At 56.6% G+C, this 19,306-nt stretch carries 21 protein-coding genes; 11 read left to right on the forward strand and 10 right to left on the reverse strand.

Features of this window, described 5'->3' with window-relative positions:
• From ABJF76_RS15930 to ABJF76_RS15940, 3 genes are all read right to left on the reverse strand, one after another.
• Positions 1-284 (reverse strand): hypothetical protein (locus ABJF76_RS15930; protein ID WP_413822614.1); only part of this gene is annotated, 284 nt, incomplete at its 3' end.
• A gap of 132 nt (positions 285-416) precedes the next feature.
• On the reverse strand, positions 417-1,709 hold the full coding sequence (locus tag ABJF76_RS15935) for a DUF1963 domain-containing protein (protein WP_413820406.1): 1,293 nt from the start codon (positions 1,707-1,709) through the stop codon (positions 417-419).
• 346 nt (positions 1,710-2,055) lie between these two features.
• On the reverse strand, positions 2,056-2,352 hold the full coding sequence (locus ABJF76_RS15940) for an alkylphosphonate utilization protein (RefSeq protein WP_413820407.1): 297 nt from the start codon (positions 2,350-2,352) through the stop codon (positions 2,056-2,058).
• 164 nt (positions 2,353-2,516) lie between these two features.
• Here ABJF76_RS15940 and ABJF76_RS15945 point away from each other — a divergent pair, with 164 nt between their 5' ends.
• A complete protein-coding gene (locus ABJF76_RS15945) occupies positions 2,517-3,398 on the forward strand; it encodes a LysR family transcriptional regulator (protein WP_413820408.1) in 882 nt (293 codons plus the stop codon).
• 16 nt (positions 3,399-3,414) lie between these two features.
• Positions 3,415-4,305, forward strand: a complete 891-nt coding sequence (locus tag ABJF76_RS15950) for a DMT family transporter (protein ID WP_413820409.1) — start codon at positions 3,415-3,417, stop codon at positions 4,303-4,305.
• On the opposite strand, the gene ABJF76_RS15955 is transcribed toward ABJF76_RS15950, so the two are convergent.
• Together ABJF76_RS15955 and ABJF76_RS15960 are read right to left on the reverse strand one after the other, a co-directional pair.
• Positions 4,302-5,258, reverse strand: a complete 957-nt coding sequence (locus ABJF76_RS15955) for a glycosyltransferase 61 family protein (RefSeq protein WP_413820490.1) — start codon at positions 5,256-5,258, stop codon at positions 4,302-4,304. The two genes, ABJF76_RS15950 and ABJF76_RS15955, sit on opposite strands and share 4 nt — an antisense overlap.
• Entirely contained in the window at positions 5,258-5,593 is a 336-nt protein-coding gene (locus ABJF76_RS15960; RefSeq protein WP_413820410.1) for an ArsR/SmtB family transcription factor, read from the reverse strand. The genes ABJF76_RS15955 and ABJF76_RS15960 overlap by 1 nt, the downstream gene beginning before the upstream one ends.
• 354 nt (positions 5,594-5,947) lie before the next feature.
• Here ABJF76_RS15960 and ABJF76_RS15965 point away from each other — a divergent pair, with 354 nt between their 5' ends.
• From ABJF76_RS15965 to ABJF76_RS15990, 6 genes are all read left to right on the forward strand, one after another.
• Positions 5,948-6,847 carry a LysR family transcriptional regulator gene (locus ABJF76_RS15965; RefSeq protein ID WP_413820411.1) on the forward strand — a complete coding sequence of 300 codons (900 nt, stop codon included), beginning with the start codon at positions 5,948-5,950 and terminating at the stop codon, positions 6,845-6,847.
• Between the two features lie 185 nt (positions 6,848-7,032).
• Positions 7,033-7,368, forward strand: a complete 336-nt coding sequence (locus ABJF76_RS15970) for an AtpZ/AtpI family protein (protein WP_413820412.1) — start codon at positions 7,033-7,035, stop codon at positions 7,366-7,368.
• 17 nt (positions 7,369-7,385) lie between these two features.
• A complete protein-coding gene (locus ABJF76_RS15975; RefSeq protein WP_413820413.1) occupies positions 7,386-8,141 on the forward strand; it encodes a F0F1 ATP synthase subunit A in 756 nt (251 codons plus the stop codon).
• A 74-nt stretch (positions 8,142-8,215) separates the two neighbouring features.
• Positions 8,216-8,440, forward strand: a complete 225-nt coding sequence (locus ABJF76_RS15980; RefSeq protein WP_015496525.1) for a F0F1 ATP synthase subunit C — start codon at positions 8,216-8,218, stop codon at positions 8,438-8,440.
• Between the two features lie 113 nt (positions 8,441-8,553).
• Positions 8,554-9,090 carry a F0F1 ATP synthase subunit B' gene (locus tag ABJF76_RS15985; RefSeq protein WP_413820414.1) on the forward strand — a complete coding sequence of 179 codons (537 nt, stop codon included), beginning with the start codon at positions 8,554-8,556 and terminating at the stop codon, positions 9,088-9,090.
• A gap of 5 nt (positions 9,091-9,095) precedes the next feature.
• Complete coding sequence (locus ABJF76_RS15990) at positions 9,096-9,662, forward strand: F0F1 ATP synthase subunit B (protein WP_413820415.1); 567 nt, start codon at positions 9,096-9,098, stop codon at positions 9,660-9,662.
• A 57-nt stretch (positions 9,663-9,719) separates the two neighbouring features.
• On the opposite strand, the gene ABJF76_RS15995 is transcribed toward ABJF76_RS15990, so the two are convergent.
• Positions 9,720-10,487 carry a FadR/GntR family transcriptional regulator gene (locus ABJF76_RS15995; protein WP_413820416.1) on the reverse strand — a complete coding sequence of 256 codons (768 nt, stop codon included), beginning with the start codon at positions 10,485-10,487 and terminating at the stop codon, positions 9,720-9,722.
• A 129-nt stretch (positions 10,488-10,616) separates the two neighbouring features.
• On the opposite strand from ABJF76_RS15995, the gene ABJF76_RS16000 reads away from it, so the two are divergent.
• Both ABJF76_RS16000 and smc read left to right on the forward strand, forming a co-directional pair.
• Positions 10,617-11,027 (forward strand): hypothetical protein, encoded by a 411-nt coding sequence (locus ABJF76_RS16000; protein ID WP_413820417.1) that lies wholly within the window; start codon positions 10,617-10,619, stop codon positions 11,025-11,027.
• A 126-nt stretch (positions 11,028-11,153) separates the two neighbouring features.
• The gene (smc, locus tag ABJF76_RS16005; protein WP_413820418.1) at positions 11,154-14,609 is read left to right on the forward strand and encodes a chromosome segregation protein SMC; all 3,456 of its coding nucleotides are present in this window, start codon (positions 11,154-11,156) and stop codon (positions 14,607-14,609) included.
• A gap of 71 nt (positions 14,610-14,680) precedes the next feature.
• Here the strand turns inward: smc and ABJF76_RS16010 are convergent, their stop codons facing one another.
• Genes ABJF76_RS16010 through ABJF76_RS16020 form a run of 3 tightly spaced genes read right to left on the reverse strand, consistent with a single transcriptional unit; the run spans position 14,681 to position 17,696 of the window.
• Positions 14,681-15,853, reverse strand: coding sequence for a lytic murein transglycosylase (locus tag ABJF76_RS16010; RefSeq protein ID WP_413820419.1), 1,173 nt, complete (start codon positions 15,851-15,853; stop codon positions 14,681-14,683).
• Positions 15,841-16,761: an adenosylcobinamide-phosphate synthase CbiB gene (gene cbiB, locus ABJF76_RS16015; protein WP_413820420.1), complete on the reverse strand. Its 921-nt coding sequence runs from the start codon at positions 16,759-16,761 to the stop codon at positions 15,841-15,843. Before cbiB ends, ABJF76_RS16010 begins: the two co-directional genes overlap by 13 nt.
• On the reverse strand, positions 16,758-17,696 hold the full coding sequence (locus ABJF76_RS16020; protein ID WP_413820491.1) for a threonine-phosphate decarboxylase: 939 nt from the start codon (positions 17,694-17,696) through the stop codon (positions 16,758-16,760). The genes cbiB and ABJF76_RS16020 overlap by 4 nt, the downstream gene beginning before the upstream one ends.
• Positions 17,697-17,883: 187 nt before the next feature.
• On the opposite strand from ABJF76_RS16020, the gene ABJF76_RS16025 reads away from it, so the two are divergent.
• A complete protein-coding gene (locus ABJF76_RS16025; protein ID WP_413820421.1) occupies positions 17,884-18,243 on the forward strand; it encodes a response regulator transcription factor in 360 nt (119 codons plus the stop codon).
• On the opposite strand, the gene ABJF76_RS16030 is transcribed toward ABJF76_RS16025, so the two are convergent.
• A complete protein-coding gene (locus ABJF76_RS16030) occupies positions 18,237-19,214 on the reverse strand; it encodes a glutathione S-transferase family protein (RefSeq protein WP_413820422.1) in 978 nt (325 codons plus the stop codon). The two genes, ABJF76_RS16025 and ABJF76_RS16030, sit on opposite strands and share 7 nt — an antisense overlap.
• Between the last annotated feature and the right edge of the window lie 92 nt (positions 19,215-19,306).

Consider the following 19,306-nt stretch of genomic DNA (forward strand, 5'->3'; position numbering starts at 1 on the left):
CAGCCCTTAGCCGCGATAATTTGCGCCGCTATCGTCTCATCATCCGCAGGCGCAGACCGCAGTGCGTTGATGACTGTTAGCTTTAACTCATTGCGCCCGAATAGCTGCTTGTACTTCCCACGAGGCGCTATGCCCTTGGGGTCGTCCTCGTAGCCACACAGCACCAGTGCGCGGTCTATGGCGTCCAGATCGGCCTTGAGGTCATCAGCGGCCTTTAGGGCAACCTTGTGCTGGCCTGCTATTTCGCCACGTTTTTTGATCAGTCCGAATATCGTGTGTTCCATGCGAGGAATCTAGCTGATATTATTGAGTAAATCTTGGTGCGTTTGATACATAAGGCCGGACAAAGCAGCCGTTCGGGCCTTCTCGTCCAATGTCTTCTTGGAAAACCAAGGGGGTGTTTGGAGGTGCTGAGTTTAGCTGCACTCGAAGTACGATTTAATCCCATCCCAGTTTTGAGCAGCCAGATCGTCGGGGGATATCCAAACCTGAATGTGACCGCCGGAAAGTTCGAGCCCAATCACGCTATCATCCACAATTTGAAGGAGTAGATGGTCGGCTTCATGAAAAGCAGGACCGTCTTGAATCCAACTTGGGGGGCCAAACATCTGATGTGGTAAACGAGACGTTAGATGATCTTTATCCGTCGCCTGTTGGATCGGCTCGGGCAACAGTCGAAACACTTCATCAGGGCCACGAACCATTTCCTTGAGTGTTGCATCAGCCAACTTCGTTAAAAAACCGAAACTTCCAGGCATGCTATGATAGATGCGAGCCATTGCTGACTTTTGCCGTCCATCTTCAAACGGGGTGAATTGCTCTTTGAACAGAGCAAGATCAACGGGCGACATCACGTCCCACGGACTATGGGTCGACGCCCATATTGCCATGTCCGCCGCCAGCGTTTCCATGTTTTGCACCAGCTCGTCCCAATCATTGATATCGCCCAAGATCTGCGCGCGGTCGTCGGCAGTCAGGCTTGCGCCACGACGTGCCGCTTTGCTAAGCGAGTCTGCAAAAATCTGGGCGCTGTGCCAATAAGACGGATCTTGGCCGTTGGGAAGATCATCAACAAAGTTAAACGTGCTGACATTCTTACCAGTGCCCAGCGGTCTAATAGCTGAGAGTTCTTGTTTAAGGGTCTTACCATCGTTAGGGGCGATATAACTATCAAGTGTGAGTTGAACCAAATCAACAGTCCAGCGCGGTAGAACTGTGCGTGAGTCCGGGTCAGTCGTATGAATGCTTGGGCCACCAAAACTATGATTGCCGATCGGAATCAATGTCTCGGGTCGGGCTGTTTCACCGCGCGGTTCTTTTACATAAAGCACCTTCGTTTCGAATTTTCTCGAGTCTTCTCCCAGCGCCACAAAAACTGCGATACTGCCCAGCATTGGTAGGCCTCTTACATTCAGGAAAAGCCCTGCATCGCTTAGGTCAATTTGCATAACATGGTGCATTGCTTGCCCGGCCGCGTCATGGGGCCATTGCACATCGCCCAATGCTGGCAAGCCACCCATCCAACTGGTGCCGCCTTTTGTTACATCGCCATCACTGCGCGGCTGTTTATACATAAAGACCGCGTGTTCACGCATTGGAGGGTTATCGGGGTCTGCCTTTGGGAATTCAAAATCATAACTCTCGGAAGGGGCAACAGTCCTTTTGGCGGAACCGATTTTGCTTCCTGCTTGGGCGGCCATCGCGTTCACGCTTTTGCCTTTCCACCAGCAAAAGCCAACAAAAATGACACCAAACGCACCGACGGTGTTTTGAAACCCGATTGTGGATATCAGCGCAACAATAATGATCACGGCGGTCGCGCATATCAAAATGAACGGTAATTGCTTTGTCATGACTGGTTTGCCTCAAGTTGTTCCACCTTAGGGCTGTATGGCTACAAAATAGGGAAGAATTGTGGCTGTAATTTCATCCACTTCCCGAAAGCTGACTTTAGCTGCACAGCAGAAAATCGGTAAAGTGGGCTCGAAGATGACTTTCAAACTGAGGCACTATCGACGGCAACTGTGATAGGTGCGTCAGCCGGGAAAGAAGTGCTCAACGCTTGCGCACAAATTCGGTACGCAACACGAGGCCCTTGATGCTGCTGTGACGACAATCAATTTCGTCCACATTGTTTGTTAGGCGAATGGACTTGATCAGCGTCCCTTGTTTCAAGGTCTGCCCCGCACCTTTAACCTTGAGGTCTTTGATCAAGGTGACTTGGTCCCCGTCGCTCAGCAAGTTGCCTGCACTGTCGCGCACTTGGGGCTGTGCCAATGCGGCCATTTCTGATGCTGGACGCCATTCGCCGCTGGCTTCGTCATAGACATATGAGTCGTCATCGTCGGACATGGTGCGGCCTTTGGCTTGGGGGTAAGGTCGTGGGGATGTAGCTGACCTAGGATGCGGTCACAATGGGTGCGCGGGGGGCACGCGGGCGCTGGTGCTCTTGCAAATTCGAACGTACTTCGCGAATATTGGGTGAATCTGTTGAGAATTGCAGATAAGGGGCCGTCATGGACAATTGGGACGAAATCAAAACTGCTTATCAAGTGGCCCGAATGGGAACGGTGAGCGGCGCGGCCGAAGTACTGGGGGTCCACCATGCTACGGTGATCCGCCATATTGACGCGCTTGAGGGGCGTCTTGCGGTCAAGTTATTTCAACGCCACGCACGCGGATACACCGCGACCGAGGCCGGCGATGATCTGTTTCGGGTTGCTCAGGCTACCGACGACCAATTCAGCCAACTTGTCGGGCGCATCAAAGGCCGCGGCACAGAAGTGTCGGGTGATTTGGTTGTGACATCGCTGGTGAGTATGGCGCCGCGTTTGGCCCCCGTGTTGACGGCGTTTCAACAAGAACACCCTGACGTTGTGGTGCGGTACTTGACGGGTGACCGGCTTTTTCGACTTGAATATGGCGAGGCCCATGTGGCCATCCGGGCAGGCACTGTGCCGAACCAGCCCGACAATGTGGTGCAACCATTTGTGCGTTTGACGGTCGGGCTTTATGCCACCAAAGACTATATCAAAGAATACGGGCACCCCGATCTGTCAGGCGACACCAGCGGGCACCGTTTCGTTTGCCATGATGCCGCCGACAGCCGGGCCCCGTTCAACAAGTGGCTGCGCTCTCATGTGAGCGAAGACCAAATCACGTTCCGCTCGACCGATGTGCGTGCGTTAGAACAGGCGGTAACGGCTGGGGCCGGTGTTGGATTCCTGCCAGTGATCGAAGCACGCGCCAATCCAAACCTCGTCGAAATCATGGATCCAAGCGAAGACTGGTCCTCGCCTTTGTGGTTGGTGACGCATGTGGACCTGCACCGCACAAACAAGGTGCAAGCGTTTCTGAGTTTCCTCAAGGAACGGTCCAAGGACTGGAAAGTCCTGTGATGGTTCGGGCTGGCCAATGACTCCGCGACTGCGTGGCCACGCGGCGATGTTGACCTTTTCGGCGTTGGTGGCGGGGTCGTTCTCGTTGGGATCGTTGGCGGCGAATGAAATTTCGCCAACGGCCTTGAATGCGGCGCGCTTTGTCTTGGCGTCTTGCATCATCGGCGCGGCCGTTCTGGCGACGGGTGGGATGACACGGGCGGCCCTGCGTGCACCGTGGCGCTATCTTTTGCTTGGCGGATTGTTCGTCATCTATTTCGTGCTGATGTTTGAGGGGCTTAAAACAGCAGCGCCGGTCAGCATGGCGGCGGTGTTCACGCTGACCCCGTTAATGTCGGGCCTGTTTGGGTGGCTGCTGTTGCGTCAGATCACGACCCCACACATGGGACTGGCGTTGGCGATTGGCGGGGCAGGTGCCTTGTGGGTGATCTTTCGCGCAGATCTGTCCGCCTTGCTTGCCTTTCAGGTTGGGCATGGGGAGATCCTGTTTTTTGTTGGCTGTGCGGCACACGCATTCTACACACCCTTGGTGCGCAAACTGAACCGGGGCGAGCCTGCGGTGGTGTTCACCTTTGGGATGTTGGTGGCTGGTGCCGTTCTGCTGGTCATCTATGGATGGCGGGACATCGTCGCAACGGATTGGTCCGCATTGCCCCCCATTGTTTGGATCACGTTGGTCTATATTTCGGTGTTTGCGTCGTCGGCGACTTTTGTGCTTTTGCAGTTCGCCACCCTGCACCTGCCAAGCGCCAAGGTCATGGCCTATACCTACCTGACCCCAAGTTGGGTGATCGGATGGGAATTCGTGCTGGGCAACGGTGTGCCGCCTGCGCTGGTGTTTGTTGGAATTGCGATGACGGTGATCGCCCTGGCGATGCTGTTGCGCGATGACGATGTGGCCGCTTAAAGAAAGCCACCCTTTTGCAGCGCGCCGCGCAGCACGTCCATGTCGATGGGGGCAGGTGTGATCTTGGAAAGCGGCCGACGGCGTGCGTCGATTTTCAACGGTGTGACCCCGGCAAAGCCTTCCATCTGTCGCGCAAGATAGTCCAACATTTCGGGCCGGTTGCGGCGCAGATAAATTGCGGCCTGCGCGTCCCGTCGCATGGCAAGTGGCGCAAGGTGAAACGCAGTCCCGTCGGCCCCCACGATTTGACGCGCCGCACGCATCACACCAAGTTGGATATCAAGATGGAAGGCCTGAGGTTCGAAAATGAGGTAACCTGCCTGTTTCATCATCTCGATGATTTCATCTTCGCGGTCGACATGTTTGTCAGCCAAACGCAGCTCGCGGCGCGACAAATAAAGACGTTCCGCGCCATCGACGGAGATATCGGCAAGGCGGTTGCGCATATGATCGTGAAAGGCCTTTGTGCCGTTCAACCATGGCCCGTGCCCAAACCCCGGTGAGGGCAGGATAAGGCGGTCTACGCGCGTGGGTTCTTTGATGATATGAAAGGGCAAATCCCCGCAAAAACGGGCCGCCGCAGGTGCAAGGCGCGGCGGTAGGGGCGGACCCAAACTTAGCCCATGACGCGCGGGCATCAGCAAGCCGTCGGGAACAATGTCACTTGCGCTTAGTGCCCAGACACGTGCCAGGCTTTCCAGAATAAAGTGACCAAAGTGGTGATGCCCGAACCCGGCATAAAGATAGGTGCCGCGCAAGCGGGTGGTTGGTTCGGCATAGGCAGGGACGCCGCTGATCCGATCACGCGATAATCGCGCTTTAGAAAGGGGTAAAAAGTTTGCGCGCGCATCAAAGACGCCATGCGCAAGATCGGGCGTTCCGGTTTCCGGAACGATCACGGCACCTCGGACCACTCGGATGCGCGGTTCAGGCAATGTGTCGGTGAATTTCATCACCGCGCGGTTCCATCGGGCAGTTCGGCGGCCAAAAAACGTTCAAACGCATCCAGATTCACAGGTTCGAATTGCCCAAAACTCTGCATCCACACGCTTGTGGCACGCATCGCGTCGGGTTGCAGCTTGCACCATTTCACGCGCCCACGCTTTTCCTGACTGATCAAACCGGCACGAGTCAGGATTGTTAGGTGTTTTGAAATCGCAGCCAGCGACATTGCGAAAGGCTCGGCCACGTCGGTCACAGCCATATCATCCTCAAGCAACATCGACAGAATGGCCCGACGGGTCGGGTCTGCCAATGCAGAAAAGACGGTATCAATCGGATCAGCCATGCTTACCCATAAGCGGTGTATCGCGTGGTGAAAAGTGGTCAGAGATAGGGATGCTGCGTGCTTTGCGATGGCCAACGGTGCCGCAGCCGTTCCTGATCGCCGGGGCAAAGACCAATATCGCGCGCGATGTGCGGGGTTAAAGGCGGCAAGGCTGTTCCCTTGATCGTAGGTTTACGGCGAAAATATTGCGAAATTTTAGCACAGATATATCGTGCGCGCAAAAGCGCGTTATAGCGTGTTAGTTGCATGACTGCCTCGTAATTCGGGGGGTGTAAGTGCAATTTGCCTGACGTCTGGGAACACCACAAACAGAGTTCTTTGACATCTCTTGTGCGTAAATGGCACAAGTACCCCATGTCCCGCACGTTACCACCACTCAATGCCTTGCGCGCCTTTGAAGCCGCTGCACGCCACGAGAGCTTTAGCCGTGCCGCCGAAGAACTTGGGGTCAGCCATTCGGCAATCAGCCGCCATGTTCGCGGATTAGAGGCGCGGCTGGGTGTGCATCTGTTTCGCGATGCGTCTCGCGGGGTGGCCCTCACAGCCGAAGGCGGGCATTACCTTACGCGCATAACACCCGCTTTGGATGTGATTAGCGAGGCGACCGAGGGATTAACTGACGCACCCGCCGGGCGCGTGGTCGTGAACAGTGAGCCATTATTTGCCGCCAAGATCGTGATCCCGTTGTTGTCAAAGTTTCAGCGCGACCTTCCAGATATTGAATTGCGTCTTGTGGGTTCGAACGAGCTGGCCGACTTGGATCGCTTTGAAGCGGACCTTGCGATCCGTTACGCCAAAACCGGACACTTGGACGAACCGTCCGACTTGTTGAGCAACGCGGCAATATACCCTTTTGCCGCGCCGGGGTACCTCAAGGACGACACACTGCGCCCCGAAGATCTAACGCGCGTGCCTTTGTTTCGTGATCGGGGCAGCAATATCTGGGTCGACTGGGCGGCGCATGCTGGATTTGATGTCGACGTGCCTGACCCACCATGGCGCATGCGGGCGGCCCTTGCGCTCGAAGCCGCAGTGCACGGCGCGGGGGTGTATCTTGGCGCGGCTGACGGCACGCATTTGGATGAGACTGCCGGGCGCTTGGTTCGGGTGTCGCAAGTTGGGTTTCGACAGGGCTCGTTCCATTTGCTTGCCAGTGGGCAAGCTGGTCGACGCAAAGCGGTGCGTTCCGTGAGGGCGTGGTTACTTGAACATACACGAGCGCTGCGTACCCATGAAGATCAACCAAACGGTTGAATAAGCAAATGCGGTCAATCTGGCGCCGCCTTGGGTAATTTGTCGCATGACCCTATCTTCATAGTTCAAATAAATATGCATTAAAACAAAGTCTTATTTGGAAAATGAATGATCCCCAAGATGCGTTGACTCATGTGCCCACCCAACATATCCACCACGTAATCCAAAGGACGGGACAAAGGCACGTGACCGACCCTGATGACAAAGCCAAAATGGAGGCGCTGAATGCGCGTCTGGAAGCTGTCAAAGAGGTCCACGCTCCGAAACCCCGCACGCCGGATCATCATTCTCAGGCCCAGTTGGCGTGGCGTATGGTGATCGAATTGGTGGCCGGTCTAGGGATCGGGTTTGGCATGGGGTACGGGTTGGATGCTTTGTTTGGCACTTCTCCGTGGTTCATGATCGTATTTATATTTCTGGGCTTCGCCGCCGGTGTCAAAACAATGATGCGCAGCGCGACCGAAGTTCAAAGCAAGCAAGCGGCCGAATTGGCTGAACAGGATGACGCCCCACGGGGCTGAGCGACGGAGAGAGCCAAATGGCAGATGAAGCACACGGCGGCGGTCTTGAATTCCACCCGATGGATCAATTCATCGTTAAACCTTGGTTTGGCGAAGTCGGTGATCCGGTGCACTGGTACACAATCACAAACGTCACTGTGTGGCTGGCGATTGCTGTGTTGGCGGTTATGGGCCTGATGGTTCTGGCCACATCCAAACGCGCGGTTGTGCCCGGACGCGGTCAGTCGATCGCAGAACTGTTGTACGGTTTCGTCTACAAGATGGTCGAAGACGTGACAGGCAAGGACGGGATCAAGTACTTCCCCTACATCATGACACTGTTCATGTTCATCCTTTGCGCCAACTTCCTTGGCCTCATCCCAATGGCCTTCACCACCACATCCCACATCGCGGTCACAGCGATCCTTGGTTTTGGTGTGTTCTTTGCCGTCACGATCCTTGGCTTTGTCAAGAACGGCGCTTCTTTCCTTGGGTTGTTCTGGGTGTCCAGCGCGCCACTGCCGCTGCGCCCTGTTTTGGCGATCATCGAAATCATTTCGTACTTCGTGCGCCCTGTCAGCCACTCCATTCGTTTGGCGGGCAACATGATGGCGGGACACGCGGTTCTGAAAGTGTTCGCAGGCTTCGCCCAAGTCACAGCGATTGCCCCAGTGGCAATCCTTGGTGTCATGGCGATCTACGGTCTCGAAATTCTGGTGTCAGCCATTCAGGCTTATGTCTTTACCATTCTGACGTGTGTGTATCTCAAAGATGCATTGCACCCCGCTCACTAACTACGAAATCACGAACGACGGTGCGTGAAATCACGCACCCTACTTATTAACTTCCAATCGTAAGGAGAATACTCATGGAAGGTGAACTCGCACACATCGGCGCAGGCCTCGCAGCAATCGGTTCAGGTGCCGCCGCAATCGGTGTTGGCCACGTGGCTGGCAACTTCCTCGCTGGCGCACTGCGCAACCCATCGGCAGCTGCCGGTCAGACAGCGACATTGTTCATCGGCATCGCCTTTGCAGAAGCTCTGGGGATCTTCTCGTTCCTCGTCGCTCTGCTTTTGATGTTCGCTGTCTAAGTCACTCTGAGCAGCATTCCTTACGCGCGGGCGGTGTGACATGATCACACGGCCCGCAGTCAAGGCTCGCCACTTAGGCCCACGCGATGGGTCAACTCAGGGGAACGACCGACATGGCAACTGATACAAATGCAGCTGCAGAAGTTGCAACAGGCGCGGCGCCCGGTATGCCGCAGCTAGATTTGGGGACGTTCGACAACCAGGTGTTTTGGTTGGCGCTGGCCCTGATCGCCATCTTTTTTGTGCTGTCGCGTGTGGCTTTGCCGCGCATTGCAGCCATCCTTGCCGAACGGCAGGGGACTATCACAAATGACATCGCCGCAGCCGAGGACCTGAAATCCAAAGCCGAAGCCGCCGAAGCCGCCTATGAACAAGCGTTGGCGGATGCCCGCGCCGAAGCGCAGCGGATTGCAGGCGAAACCAAGGCCAAAATTCAGGCTGACCTTGATGTCGCCATTGCCAAGGCCGATGCAAGCATCGCTGCCAAAGCTGCCGAAAGCGAAAAGGCAATTGCCGATATTCGCGCCGGTGCCGTGGATGCCATCAAAGTCGTCGCCAAAGACACTGCGAAAGAAATCGTGGCTGTCATGGGCGGCAAAGCCGATGCCAAAGCGATCACCGCTGCGGTCACTGCACGGATGAAAGGATAAGCGCCATGCGTCTCAATACCCTCACATCCACTCTGACCTTTGGTCTGATTGCCAGCCCTGCGCTGGCCGCCGATGGCCCGTTCTTTAGCCTAGCGAACACGGACTTTATCGTCCTGATCGCATTTATCCTGTTCATTGCAGTGCTGTTCTACTTCAAAGTGCCCGGCATGATCTCGAAGATGCTGGATGAGCGTTCGACTGGCATTCAGTCAGAGCTGTCTGAAGCACGCGCTCTGCGCGAGGAAGCGCAAGCTTTGTTGGCTTCTTATGAACGCAAGCACAAAGAAGTGCAGGCACAGGCAGACAAGATCGTGGCGCAAGCCAAGGTCGATGCCGAAGCTGCAGCCGAACAGGCACGCGCGGATTTGGCAACGTCAATTGAACGGCGTCTGGCCACGGCAGAGGATCAGATTGAATCTGCCCAAGCCAGTGCCATCAAGGAAGTACGTGACACAGCCGCTTCTGTGGCTGTTGCCGCAGCCCGTGACGTGATCGCCAAACAGATGACGGCAGCGGATGCCAACAGTCTGGTTGACGACGCGATTGCGCAGGTTGACAGCAAGCTGCACTAAACCTCGCACTAGAAACGATTTAGTAATGCCCCGGCCATCGCGCCGGGGTTTTGCGTTTTAACCGGCTGTTTCGTGATCCAACCGTTGTTTGGCGATGTCCTCGTTTCGGTCTGCTTTCTGCTGATCCATCAATGCGCGTTCAACATAATCAAGATGCGCCTGTACGGCAGCGCGTGCGGCTTCGGGTTCACGGGCCTGCAAGGCGTCATTGATGTTGCGATGCTGGTCAAGCAAGGCCTGCCGAGTTGTGCGTTGTTTGAACATGACTTGGCGGTTGTAGAACACTCCATCGCGCAGCAACTGATACATAGATCGCATCATGTGCAACATGACGACGTTATGGCTGGCCTCGATTATGGCGAGGTGAAATTGCGCATCCAATTGCGCCTCTTCGTCGCTGTTGCGCTTTGGGTGCGCGGCCACCATCTTTTCGAACACGGCTTGCACAACTGACAAGTCAGTGTCGGATCCCAACCGGGCGGCGCGTTCTGCCGCCAATCCTTCCATGTCGCGGCGAAAGCTAAGGTAGTCAAAAACGGCTTCGTCATGGCGGGCAAACAGCCCGGTTAGCGCAGGCGCAAAGGCCGACCCCAACACATCCGCAACAAAAACGCCTGCACCGGGGCGCGCCGTTAAAAGGCCGGTTTCCTGAAGCGTGCCTATGGCATCCCGCAGAGACGGGCGTGACACGTTCATACGTTCAGCCAGTTCGCGCTCAGGTGGCAAGCGTTCGCCGGGGCGTAGAATACCGCGCAAGATCAACTGTTCGATTTGCCGGATGACCGCAAAGGACAGTTTTTCAGGTTGGACAGGACGAAAAGGCATGATGTCACCATGGTTGAATTGGTAATTTCATATGACCAATTGCGACAAGGCGCAATCGTTTCGCCACAGGATTGACCCGGCGTTCTAGCGTTAAGGTGTCATTAACTATGCTGCCAGTATGTGAGGCACATGCGTATTCTAATTGCCTTGCTTGCGATCTTTTTTCTGACCTCCTGCAATACGGCGGGTCCGCATTTCCGTGGGCTGCCTGCGACGACTGTCACGGTCGAGGGTTCTACCTTTGATGTCCGTGTTAACGGCGAGTTGGCCGAAGCATTGCGCACGAACATCGAATATGCACCGCGCCTTGGTCCAATTCGCGCGCGGGCCGGGGAAGCCATGGCGGTGGTCAGCGGATGTAAGGTCAAAGAGGTCCGCGGCGATGCAGCACTCGCCACCGGTATCCTTGATTGCGGCAAAGGTGGACCAGCGGTGGACAGGCTAAAGCTTCAGGGCGAATATGATTGTCTGACGATCGATTCCTATATCAGCCCCGCAACCAATGAATTGGTTTTGGACCTCGATTGCGAGCTGATCTAGCCGGAAGATCGCAATATCTTGTGGATAACCCGCCGAAAGACGCTGTTTCTAGGGGTGTGGCGTTGACAGGTGCCATGCCCTACGGCCAACTTGTTCGAGATAAGACTCGCTCAAGGCAGGCCGAATTTGCGCTTTTCCAAACTCAAACTGACGGGATTCAAATCCTTTGTTGATCCGACCGACTTGATTATCGCGGACGGTTTGACGGGTGTTGTCGGGCCAAATGGGTGCGGTAAGTCGAACCTTTTGGAAGCGTTGCGCTGGGTGATGGGGGAAAACCGCCCGACCGCCATGCGTGGCGGCGGGATGGAAGACGTCATTTTTGCGGGCGCTTCAACACGACCAGCGCGCAACTTTGCCGAAGTGTCTTTGCAAATCGACAATTCCGAACGGCTGGCCCCTGCGGGTTTTAACGACTCGGACATGCTGGAAATCGTGCGCCGCATCACGCGTGATGTGGGCAGTGCCTATAAGGCTGCGGGCAAAGATGTGCGCGCGCGCGATGTGCAAATGTTGTTTGCGGATGCCTCGACGGGGTCGCATTCTCCGGCGTTGGTGCGACAGGGGCAGATCGCGGAGTTGATCAACGCCAAACCAAAGAACCGTCGCCGCATTTTGGAAGAGGCCGCCGGGATTTCAGGGCTGTACCAACGCCGTCACGAGGCCGAATTAAAGCTGAACGGCGCAGAACAAAACCTGTCGCGTGTTGATGATGTGATCGAACAACTGGCAGCGCAGCTGTCGCAATTGGCACGACAGGCACGCCAAGCGACCCGCTACCGCGAGATAGGCAATGACTTGCGCATGTCGGAAGGGCAGTTGTTGTACCGTCGTTGGCGCGAAGCAGACATTGCGCGTGCCGGTGCAGATGATGAATTGCGCAGCCGGACAACAGCGACGGCGCAGGCCGAAGGCGCGGTACGCTTGGCGGCCAAGGCCCGTCAGGATGCAGAGGACGCCTTGCCGCCCATGCGTGAAGAGGATGCAATTGCGGCGGCTGTTGTGCAACGCCTCGCCGTGCAGCGTGATACGTTATCGGATCAAGAGACGCAGGCAGAACAACGCGTTGAAACGCTGACACAGCGCATTGCACAATTGGCCCGCGACATCGACCGCGAAGGCGGCTTGAACCGGGATGCCGGCGAAACGATCGAGCGTCTGGAATGGGAAGCAGGCGAGATCGCCAAAGCCAGCGAAGGCCATGACACGTTGCTTGCCGATGCCGCAGAGGCATCGCGTGAAGCGGGGCAGGTTTTGCAAACCCGCGAGACGGATCAAGGGGACAAAACCGAAGATGTCGCGCGTCTTGCTGCGCGTCATGGTTCGGCGCAGCGCTTGTTGGAAGACAGCCGCAAGGTCGAACTGAAGTCCGAAGCCGAGGCTGGCAAAGCCCGCGATGCTGTCGCCACCAGTCAGGCCGCATTGGACAAGGCCGGTGTAGATTTTGAGGCGGCGCAGATAGCGGCGACCACCGCTGAAGCCACCGCCTTACGTGCCGATGAAACGTTGATCGCCGCAGAGGATTCCCGCGCTCAAGCCCAATCGCTCGAGGCAGACGCGCGGGCTGAACGCTCTGAGGCAGAGGGCGAGATGAACGCCCTGCGCGCAGAGGCGGGCGCCTTGGCGAAACTGGTCGAACGCGATACGGCTGAGGGCGGCCAGATATTGGACCGATTGCAAGTCGAACAGGGCTTTGAAAAGGCGTTGGGCGCTGCGTTGGTCGACGATTTGCGCGCGCCCGAGGTCGATGCCGATGGCCCGTCAGGTTGGGCGGTGTTGCCGCCTTACAGCGATGTGCAACCTTTGCCTGACGGCATCACGCCATTGACGCAACACGTGTCGGTGCCGGATGTGCTGCATCGTCGTATGAGCCAGATTGGCTTGTGTGATTCCGATGATGCGCTGCGGTTGCAACCCTTGTTGAAACCCGGCCAACGGCTTGTATCGCCCGAGGGGGATTTGTGGCGTTGGGACGGCTTCCGCGCTTGGGCCGAAGATGCGCCAAGTGCGGCGGCGCTGCGTCTGCAACAGCTCAACCGCCTAGAGGAATTGAAACAATCCTTGGAACGGGCTTCGTCCCGTGCCGATGGTGCACGCCAAGCGCACGAGACGTTAACCAAACGCATGACGGAGCTGGCCGAGGCTGACAAACTGGCACGCAACGCACGCCGAGAAGCCGACCGCATGGTCGCCGATGCGGCGCGCGCGCTCAGCCGGGCAGAGGCCGATCGCAATTTGGCACAAGGGCGACTTGAATCGTTGGGCCTGGCTGTCACGCGCCACGAAGAGGACGCGATGGCCGCCCGTGCCCGCGTGAGCGAGGCCGAAACTGCATTGGCCAAGCTGCCTGATTTGGAAACGGCCCGCGCAGAAATCGAAGACCTACGCATGACGGTCGAAGCTGCGCGTATCACGATGATGTCCCGCCGCTCTGCACATGATGATTTACGCCGCACGGGCGAGGCACGGATCAAACGGGCGCAAGAAATCACCAAAGAGATCAGCGGCTGGAAGCATCGTCTTGAAACGGCGGAAAAGCGTATCGCCGAATTGAAAGACCGTAAATCGACGTCCGAAGTCGAGTTGAAAGAGGCCTCGGCCGCACCTGCTGAATTGGCCGCCAAACGCGACGCCTTGGGGCAGGAAATTTCGAACGCCGAGGCCCGCAAAGCCGAAGCCGCGAACACTCTGTCCGAAGGCGAGGCCCAGTTGCGCAATGTCACAGCGGCAGAGCGTGACATTGAACGGCTTGCATCTGAAGCGCGCGAGGCCCGCGCCCGCTCAGAAGCCCGTGCCGAAGCTGCCCGCGAAACCGTTGCATACGCAGCAGAACGCATCGCCGAAGATCAACAGATGACGCCGAACCAGTTGTTAACGACTTTGGACGTGAACCCGGATGATATGCCCGCCGCCGGTGCGCTTGAGGCCGATGTGAACCGTCTGAAACGTCAACGTGACGCGCTTGGCGCCGTTAACTTGCGCGCCGAGGAAGACGCCAAAGAAGTACAGGTCGAACATGATACGTTGGTCAATGAAAAAGCCGACCTCGAGGAAGCGATCAAGACCCTGCGCAGTGGCATTGCCAGCTTGAACCGCGAAGGGCGCGAGCGTCTGTTGACCGCATTTGAACAGGTCAATTCCAACTTCTCCCTTTTGTTTACGCACCTGTTTGGTGGCGGAGAGGCGAACCTTGTCATGGTCGAAAGCGATGATCCGCTGGAAGCCGGGCTTGAGATCATGTGCCAGCCTCCAGGCAAGAAATTATCCACGCTCAGCCTGCTTTCAGGGGGCGAACAGACGTTGACTGCGATGGCGTTGATCTTTGCAGTGTTCCTTGCCAACCCCGCACCGATTTGTGTGTTGGACGAAGTTGATGCGCCATTGGATGATGCCAACGTCACGCGGTTCTGTGATTTGCTGGACGAAATGTGCCGCCGCACCGATACGCGCTTTCTTATCATTACGCACCACGCGGTCACCATGGCCCGCATGGATCGCTTGTTTGGTGTTACGATGGCCGAACAGGGCGTGAGCCAGTTGGTTTCGGTGGATTTGAAGAATGCCGAAACCTTGGTTGCCTAAGCGTGTGAGGGCTAGCGGTGGCGTGAAACCGATCCGTATCTAAGTCAGATCACGCCTGCCCGGCCAATCCTTTACAACCGGTCCAATAACGCCCGTGTCGGCCAAGCATCCGCTGCCAAACCCAACCGTTTTTGCTCAGACTGAACCGCAGCGCGGGTTCCCGCCCCTAAAATCCCATCAATTTTTCCGACGTTATGCCCGCGCGCTTGTAGTTTAGTTTGCAGGCGCTTCATGTTGTCAGGCCCAAGCCCCGCATCAGGATTGCCTGCGTTGTAAACGGGCGCACCATTCAAACGGGTGGCGAAATATGCGGCTGTTAGGACGTAAGTAAAGGACTGGTTCCATTCAAAATAGACGTCGAAATTTGGATAAGCCAGAAACGCAGGCCCTTTGTGCCCTTGCGGTAAAATCAACGATGCCGGTAGGTTTGACAATGACCCGCTGCGCGGTCGGACGCCACGCGCTTGCCAATCCTGCGCAGACATTTTTGTCCCAAGCCCGCTCAACGACCAGTCCATGCCTGCCGGCACTGTGACCTCTTGGATCCATGGTTGGCCTGCGCGCCAGCCAAAGTGTTGCAGCATTTTACCACCAGACATAAGCGCGTCCGGGGCGGAGGTTTTTAGGTTTACCGCGCCGTCTCCATCCCCGTCGATGCCGTTTGTGATGATGTCTTGGGGCAGCATCTGCACCATGCCGATTTCGCCAGCCCATGCACCGGTGGTGCGGTTGGGGTCAAAGTTGCCTCGGGCAAACAGCTCCATTGCGGCGAACACTTGAGGGCGAAAAAGGTCAGGACGGCGGCAATCGTGGGCGAGCGTGGCTAGGGCATTGGCGGTGTTAAAGTCACCTTGGAACGCGCCATAATCCGTTTCGAAGGCCCAGAATGCCAACAAAACGTTGCGATCCACGCCATATCGGGATTCGACCTGATCAAAAATGGCGTCAAACCTGCGCCCATTGCTGCGCCCAGAATCGATGCGTCCTTGGGAAATCAAGCGGCGGGAAAAGTCGATAAAGGGGCGCTGAAACACGCCTTGTGCGCGGTCAGCGCGCAACACGGCATTGTCTTGGCGTACAGGGGCCAGAAAGGCATCGGCTGTGCCGGCCGGGATGCCACGCGCCACGGCTTCGGATTTCAGACCGGCCTTGAAACTGGAAAAAGACCCGCCACATTGCGCCTGAGCCAAGGCGGGCAGAGCGCATAGGGCAGCGGCCCCGATTAGATGTTTCAGAATGCCCATATCAATCCTCCCAGACCAAGGGCTGCGACGACCGTCAGCCCCCATGCTTTCCACACGATTGCAATCGCCGCGTCAATGTCGCGCGGAGTTAAGTCGCGCCGACCGTTGCCATTGACCCATGCCAAGTCTCTGACTTCCCCGTGATAACTGCGCGGGCCGGCCAATGCGATGCCCATGGTATAGGCCATCGCGGCTTCGGGCCAACCGGCATTGGGCGAGCGATGCAAGCCCGCGTCCGCGCGAATTGCCCGGTGGTGATGTGCTGCGCGCCCGACAAGGGCGATCAAAAGCGCGGTCAGGCGGGCAGGTATCCAATTCAAAAGGTCGTCCAGCCGTGCCGAGGCCCAGCCGAACTCTGCGTGTCGCGGCGTGAGGTAACCTATGGTGCTGTCGGCAGTGTTCATCATTTTGTAAACTGCGATCCCCGGCAAACCAGCCAACAGAAACCAGAAGGCGGGGGCGATCACGCCATCGCTGAAATTCTCTGACAAGCTTTCGATGGCCGAACGGGCAGTAGCGGACGGCGTGGAGTCTGACACATCGCGGCTGACGATCATGGCAACCGCGTCCCGGCCCGCTTGATCGGATTGGCGTAGCCCGATTGCAACATCCTGGACGTGATCGGCAAGGGAACGTTGGGCCAACAGGATCGCCGCCACCAACAAGGTGATGATCGGCCCCAACATTTGCAACGCCCACCCAGCCAATGCTGCTGTGCAGGCGAGTGCGGCGATAGCGAACACGCCTTTGATGCGGCGGTGTGCGCCGACGTTCAGGATGCGATCACATGTGGATACGGCTTTGCCCATCAAGACCGCCGGGTGCGGCAGCCGGGACCAAAGCCCGCGTGGTTCACCCATGACCGCGTCAAGGCAAAGGGCGATGGCAAGTATGATCGCAAACGTCACAACGCGGCCTCGACCTGTGCCCAGTCGTTTGGCGCGGGCAGGCCAAGTCTGATCCAATTGTCAGCGTATGGGAAAATGCGGCTCCAGACGTGACCTTGGGCCAATTTGTTTTGCCACCGTGCAGCATCATCGACTTGGTACAGGCGGAACAAGGATGTGCCGCCAAGCAACGTTGCCCCACGATTGCAGACCATGGCATCAAGCCGTTTGGCATCTTGATCCAACCGGGTACGCGCTTGTGCGGCCCAGTTGAGGTCGTTCAAGGCAGCTGCCCCTACTTCTAATGCAACGCCAGACACGGGCCACGGTCCCAACATTTCTTTCAAACGGGCGATCAAGTCGGGATCGCCAACGGCGAAACCCAGACGTAAGCCCGCAAGGCCCCAGAACTTGCCGAAACTTTTCAAAATAAGCGTGCCAGACCGGGTCGTGTGGTTGATCAGACTGTGATGCGGCGCCACATCGCAAAAACTTTCGTCGACTATACTAAGCGGTGCTGTGATATCAGAACTGTTCCACACGTGTCCGTCTGGGTTGTTGGGATGCACCAGAACCTGAGCCGTTGCAGTGGGGGTGTTACTGATGCTCCAGCCATGTGCTTGGAAGCTGGCAGCGTGTTCATTGTAAGTCGGCGTGGCAATCTGAACAGAGCCGAGCTGCGCAAGACGCGGAATTTGCGCAATCAAAGCCGATGCACCCGGCGCGGCAAGGACATCGGCCCCCTGTGGGACGTTCCAAAACCTGCGCGCTGCATCGATTAATGCGTTCGCCATGGCTTGGTCAGGCAAGGCCGTCCATGCATCGTTGGAAAGCGTCGGTACGGAGTAGGGGACAGGATTGATCCCTGTCGACAGATCAACCCAATCACTGCGTACACCACCATATTTGGAGACTGCCGCGTCCAAGCCGCCGCCGTGATCGCGTTGGGAAAGCAAATGCAAGTATCCTATCCGTGGTCGCTTCGTATGGGCGGCTTTACGCCCGTAAAAAGCGGATTGTCGCGCGATTGGCAAGCCGAACCGTTTTGATTAACTTATTTACCATGCCGTTAAGGTTTTGTTAACGGATTGAGCGACAAGTACCTATCAATAGTTGTGTATGTAACGGTTTTTTGGAGCGACAATGAACGTTTTGATTGTAGAAAGTCGCCCCGATTTGGCTTTGATTTGGACGCGCCACCTAGAGCGCCAAGGCTACGTTGTGGCCCAGGCCGAAGATCAGGAAAGCGCGGTGTTGTACTTGGCTGAAAACCAGACGGACATTATTGTTCTTGATCTCGTACTAAAACAGGGCAGCGCATTGGCTGTGGCTGATTTCGCAAGTTATCGGCACCCTGATGCTCGGGTGATTTTTGTCACTGACACGACGTTCTTCTCTGACGGATCAATATTCAACCACGCAAGCAATGCGTGCGCTTTCCTGCCCGCCGGAACCCCGCCCGAAGACCTTGCTGCCATGGTCGCGCACTATGGCGATCACTGATCGCGCATGTGCGGAGCCATGAAATCGATGGTTGGGTTGATCGGTACGATTCGGTGCGGATTGATGCTTTCGTGACTGTAGTGATAGTGGCGTACGATATGGTCCATGTTGACCGTCTCTGCGACGCCGGGCCATTGGTATAGTTCGCGTGTGTAAGCCCAAAGGTGAACGTAATCCATCAGCCGCTTACGATTGCATTTGAAGTGTAGGTGGTAAACCGCGTCAAACCTGACCAAAGTTGTGAACAGCCGCCAGTCTGCCTCGGTGAGCTGATCGCCCATCAGATACCGATGATCTGATAGGCGCGCATCCAACCAATCCATTGTGTCAAACAACGGATGCACGGCGGCGTCATAGGCCTTTTGCGTTGTCGCAAAACCCGATTTGTACACACCGTTATTGAAGGTGTCATAGATGCGGTCATTCACGGGTGCGATCGCATCGCGCAGGGCCTTGGGCCAATAGTCGTCCGTATTGCCCGTGACCCCGTCAAAGGCCGAATTGAACATGCGGATGATTTCGGAACTTTCATTGCTGACGATCGTGCCACGCGTTTTGTCCCATAGGATCGGAACAGTGACGCGCCCGGTAAACTTGGGGTCTGCACGGGTATAAATATCTCGGGCAAAGGGCAGGCCAAACAGTGAATCCCCAGTTGCGCCATAGGCATCCGTTTCGAATGTCCAACCTTCGGTTAACATGTCGGGATGGACTGCCGAGACGTCAATGTGATCCGTCAGACCTTTGAGCGTGCGAAAGATTAACGCGCGATGTGCCCATGGACAGGCATGAGAAATGTACAAGTGATATCGCCCACTTTCGGCCTTGAACCCGTCAGTCCCTGTGGGGCCGGCACTGCCATCCGCGGTGATCCAATTGCGAAACTGCGCTTCTTTGCGCTGAAACGAACCGCCTGTGGATTTTGTATCGTACCACTGGTCGCGCCACTCACCGTCGATCAAAAGGCCCATTTGAGATTCCTCCGTTTGCGTCAAGGAAGCAGTAGTTTGCGTTCAAGTTTGGGAAAAGCCAAGCAAGCGCGCACGTTCCCTGCGCGGTCGCA

The organism is Tateyamaria sp., assembly GCF_039940735.1.
Classification (GTDB): domain Bacteria; phylum Pseudomonadota; class Alphaproteobacteria; order Rhodobacterales; family Rhodobacteraceae; genus Tateyamaria.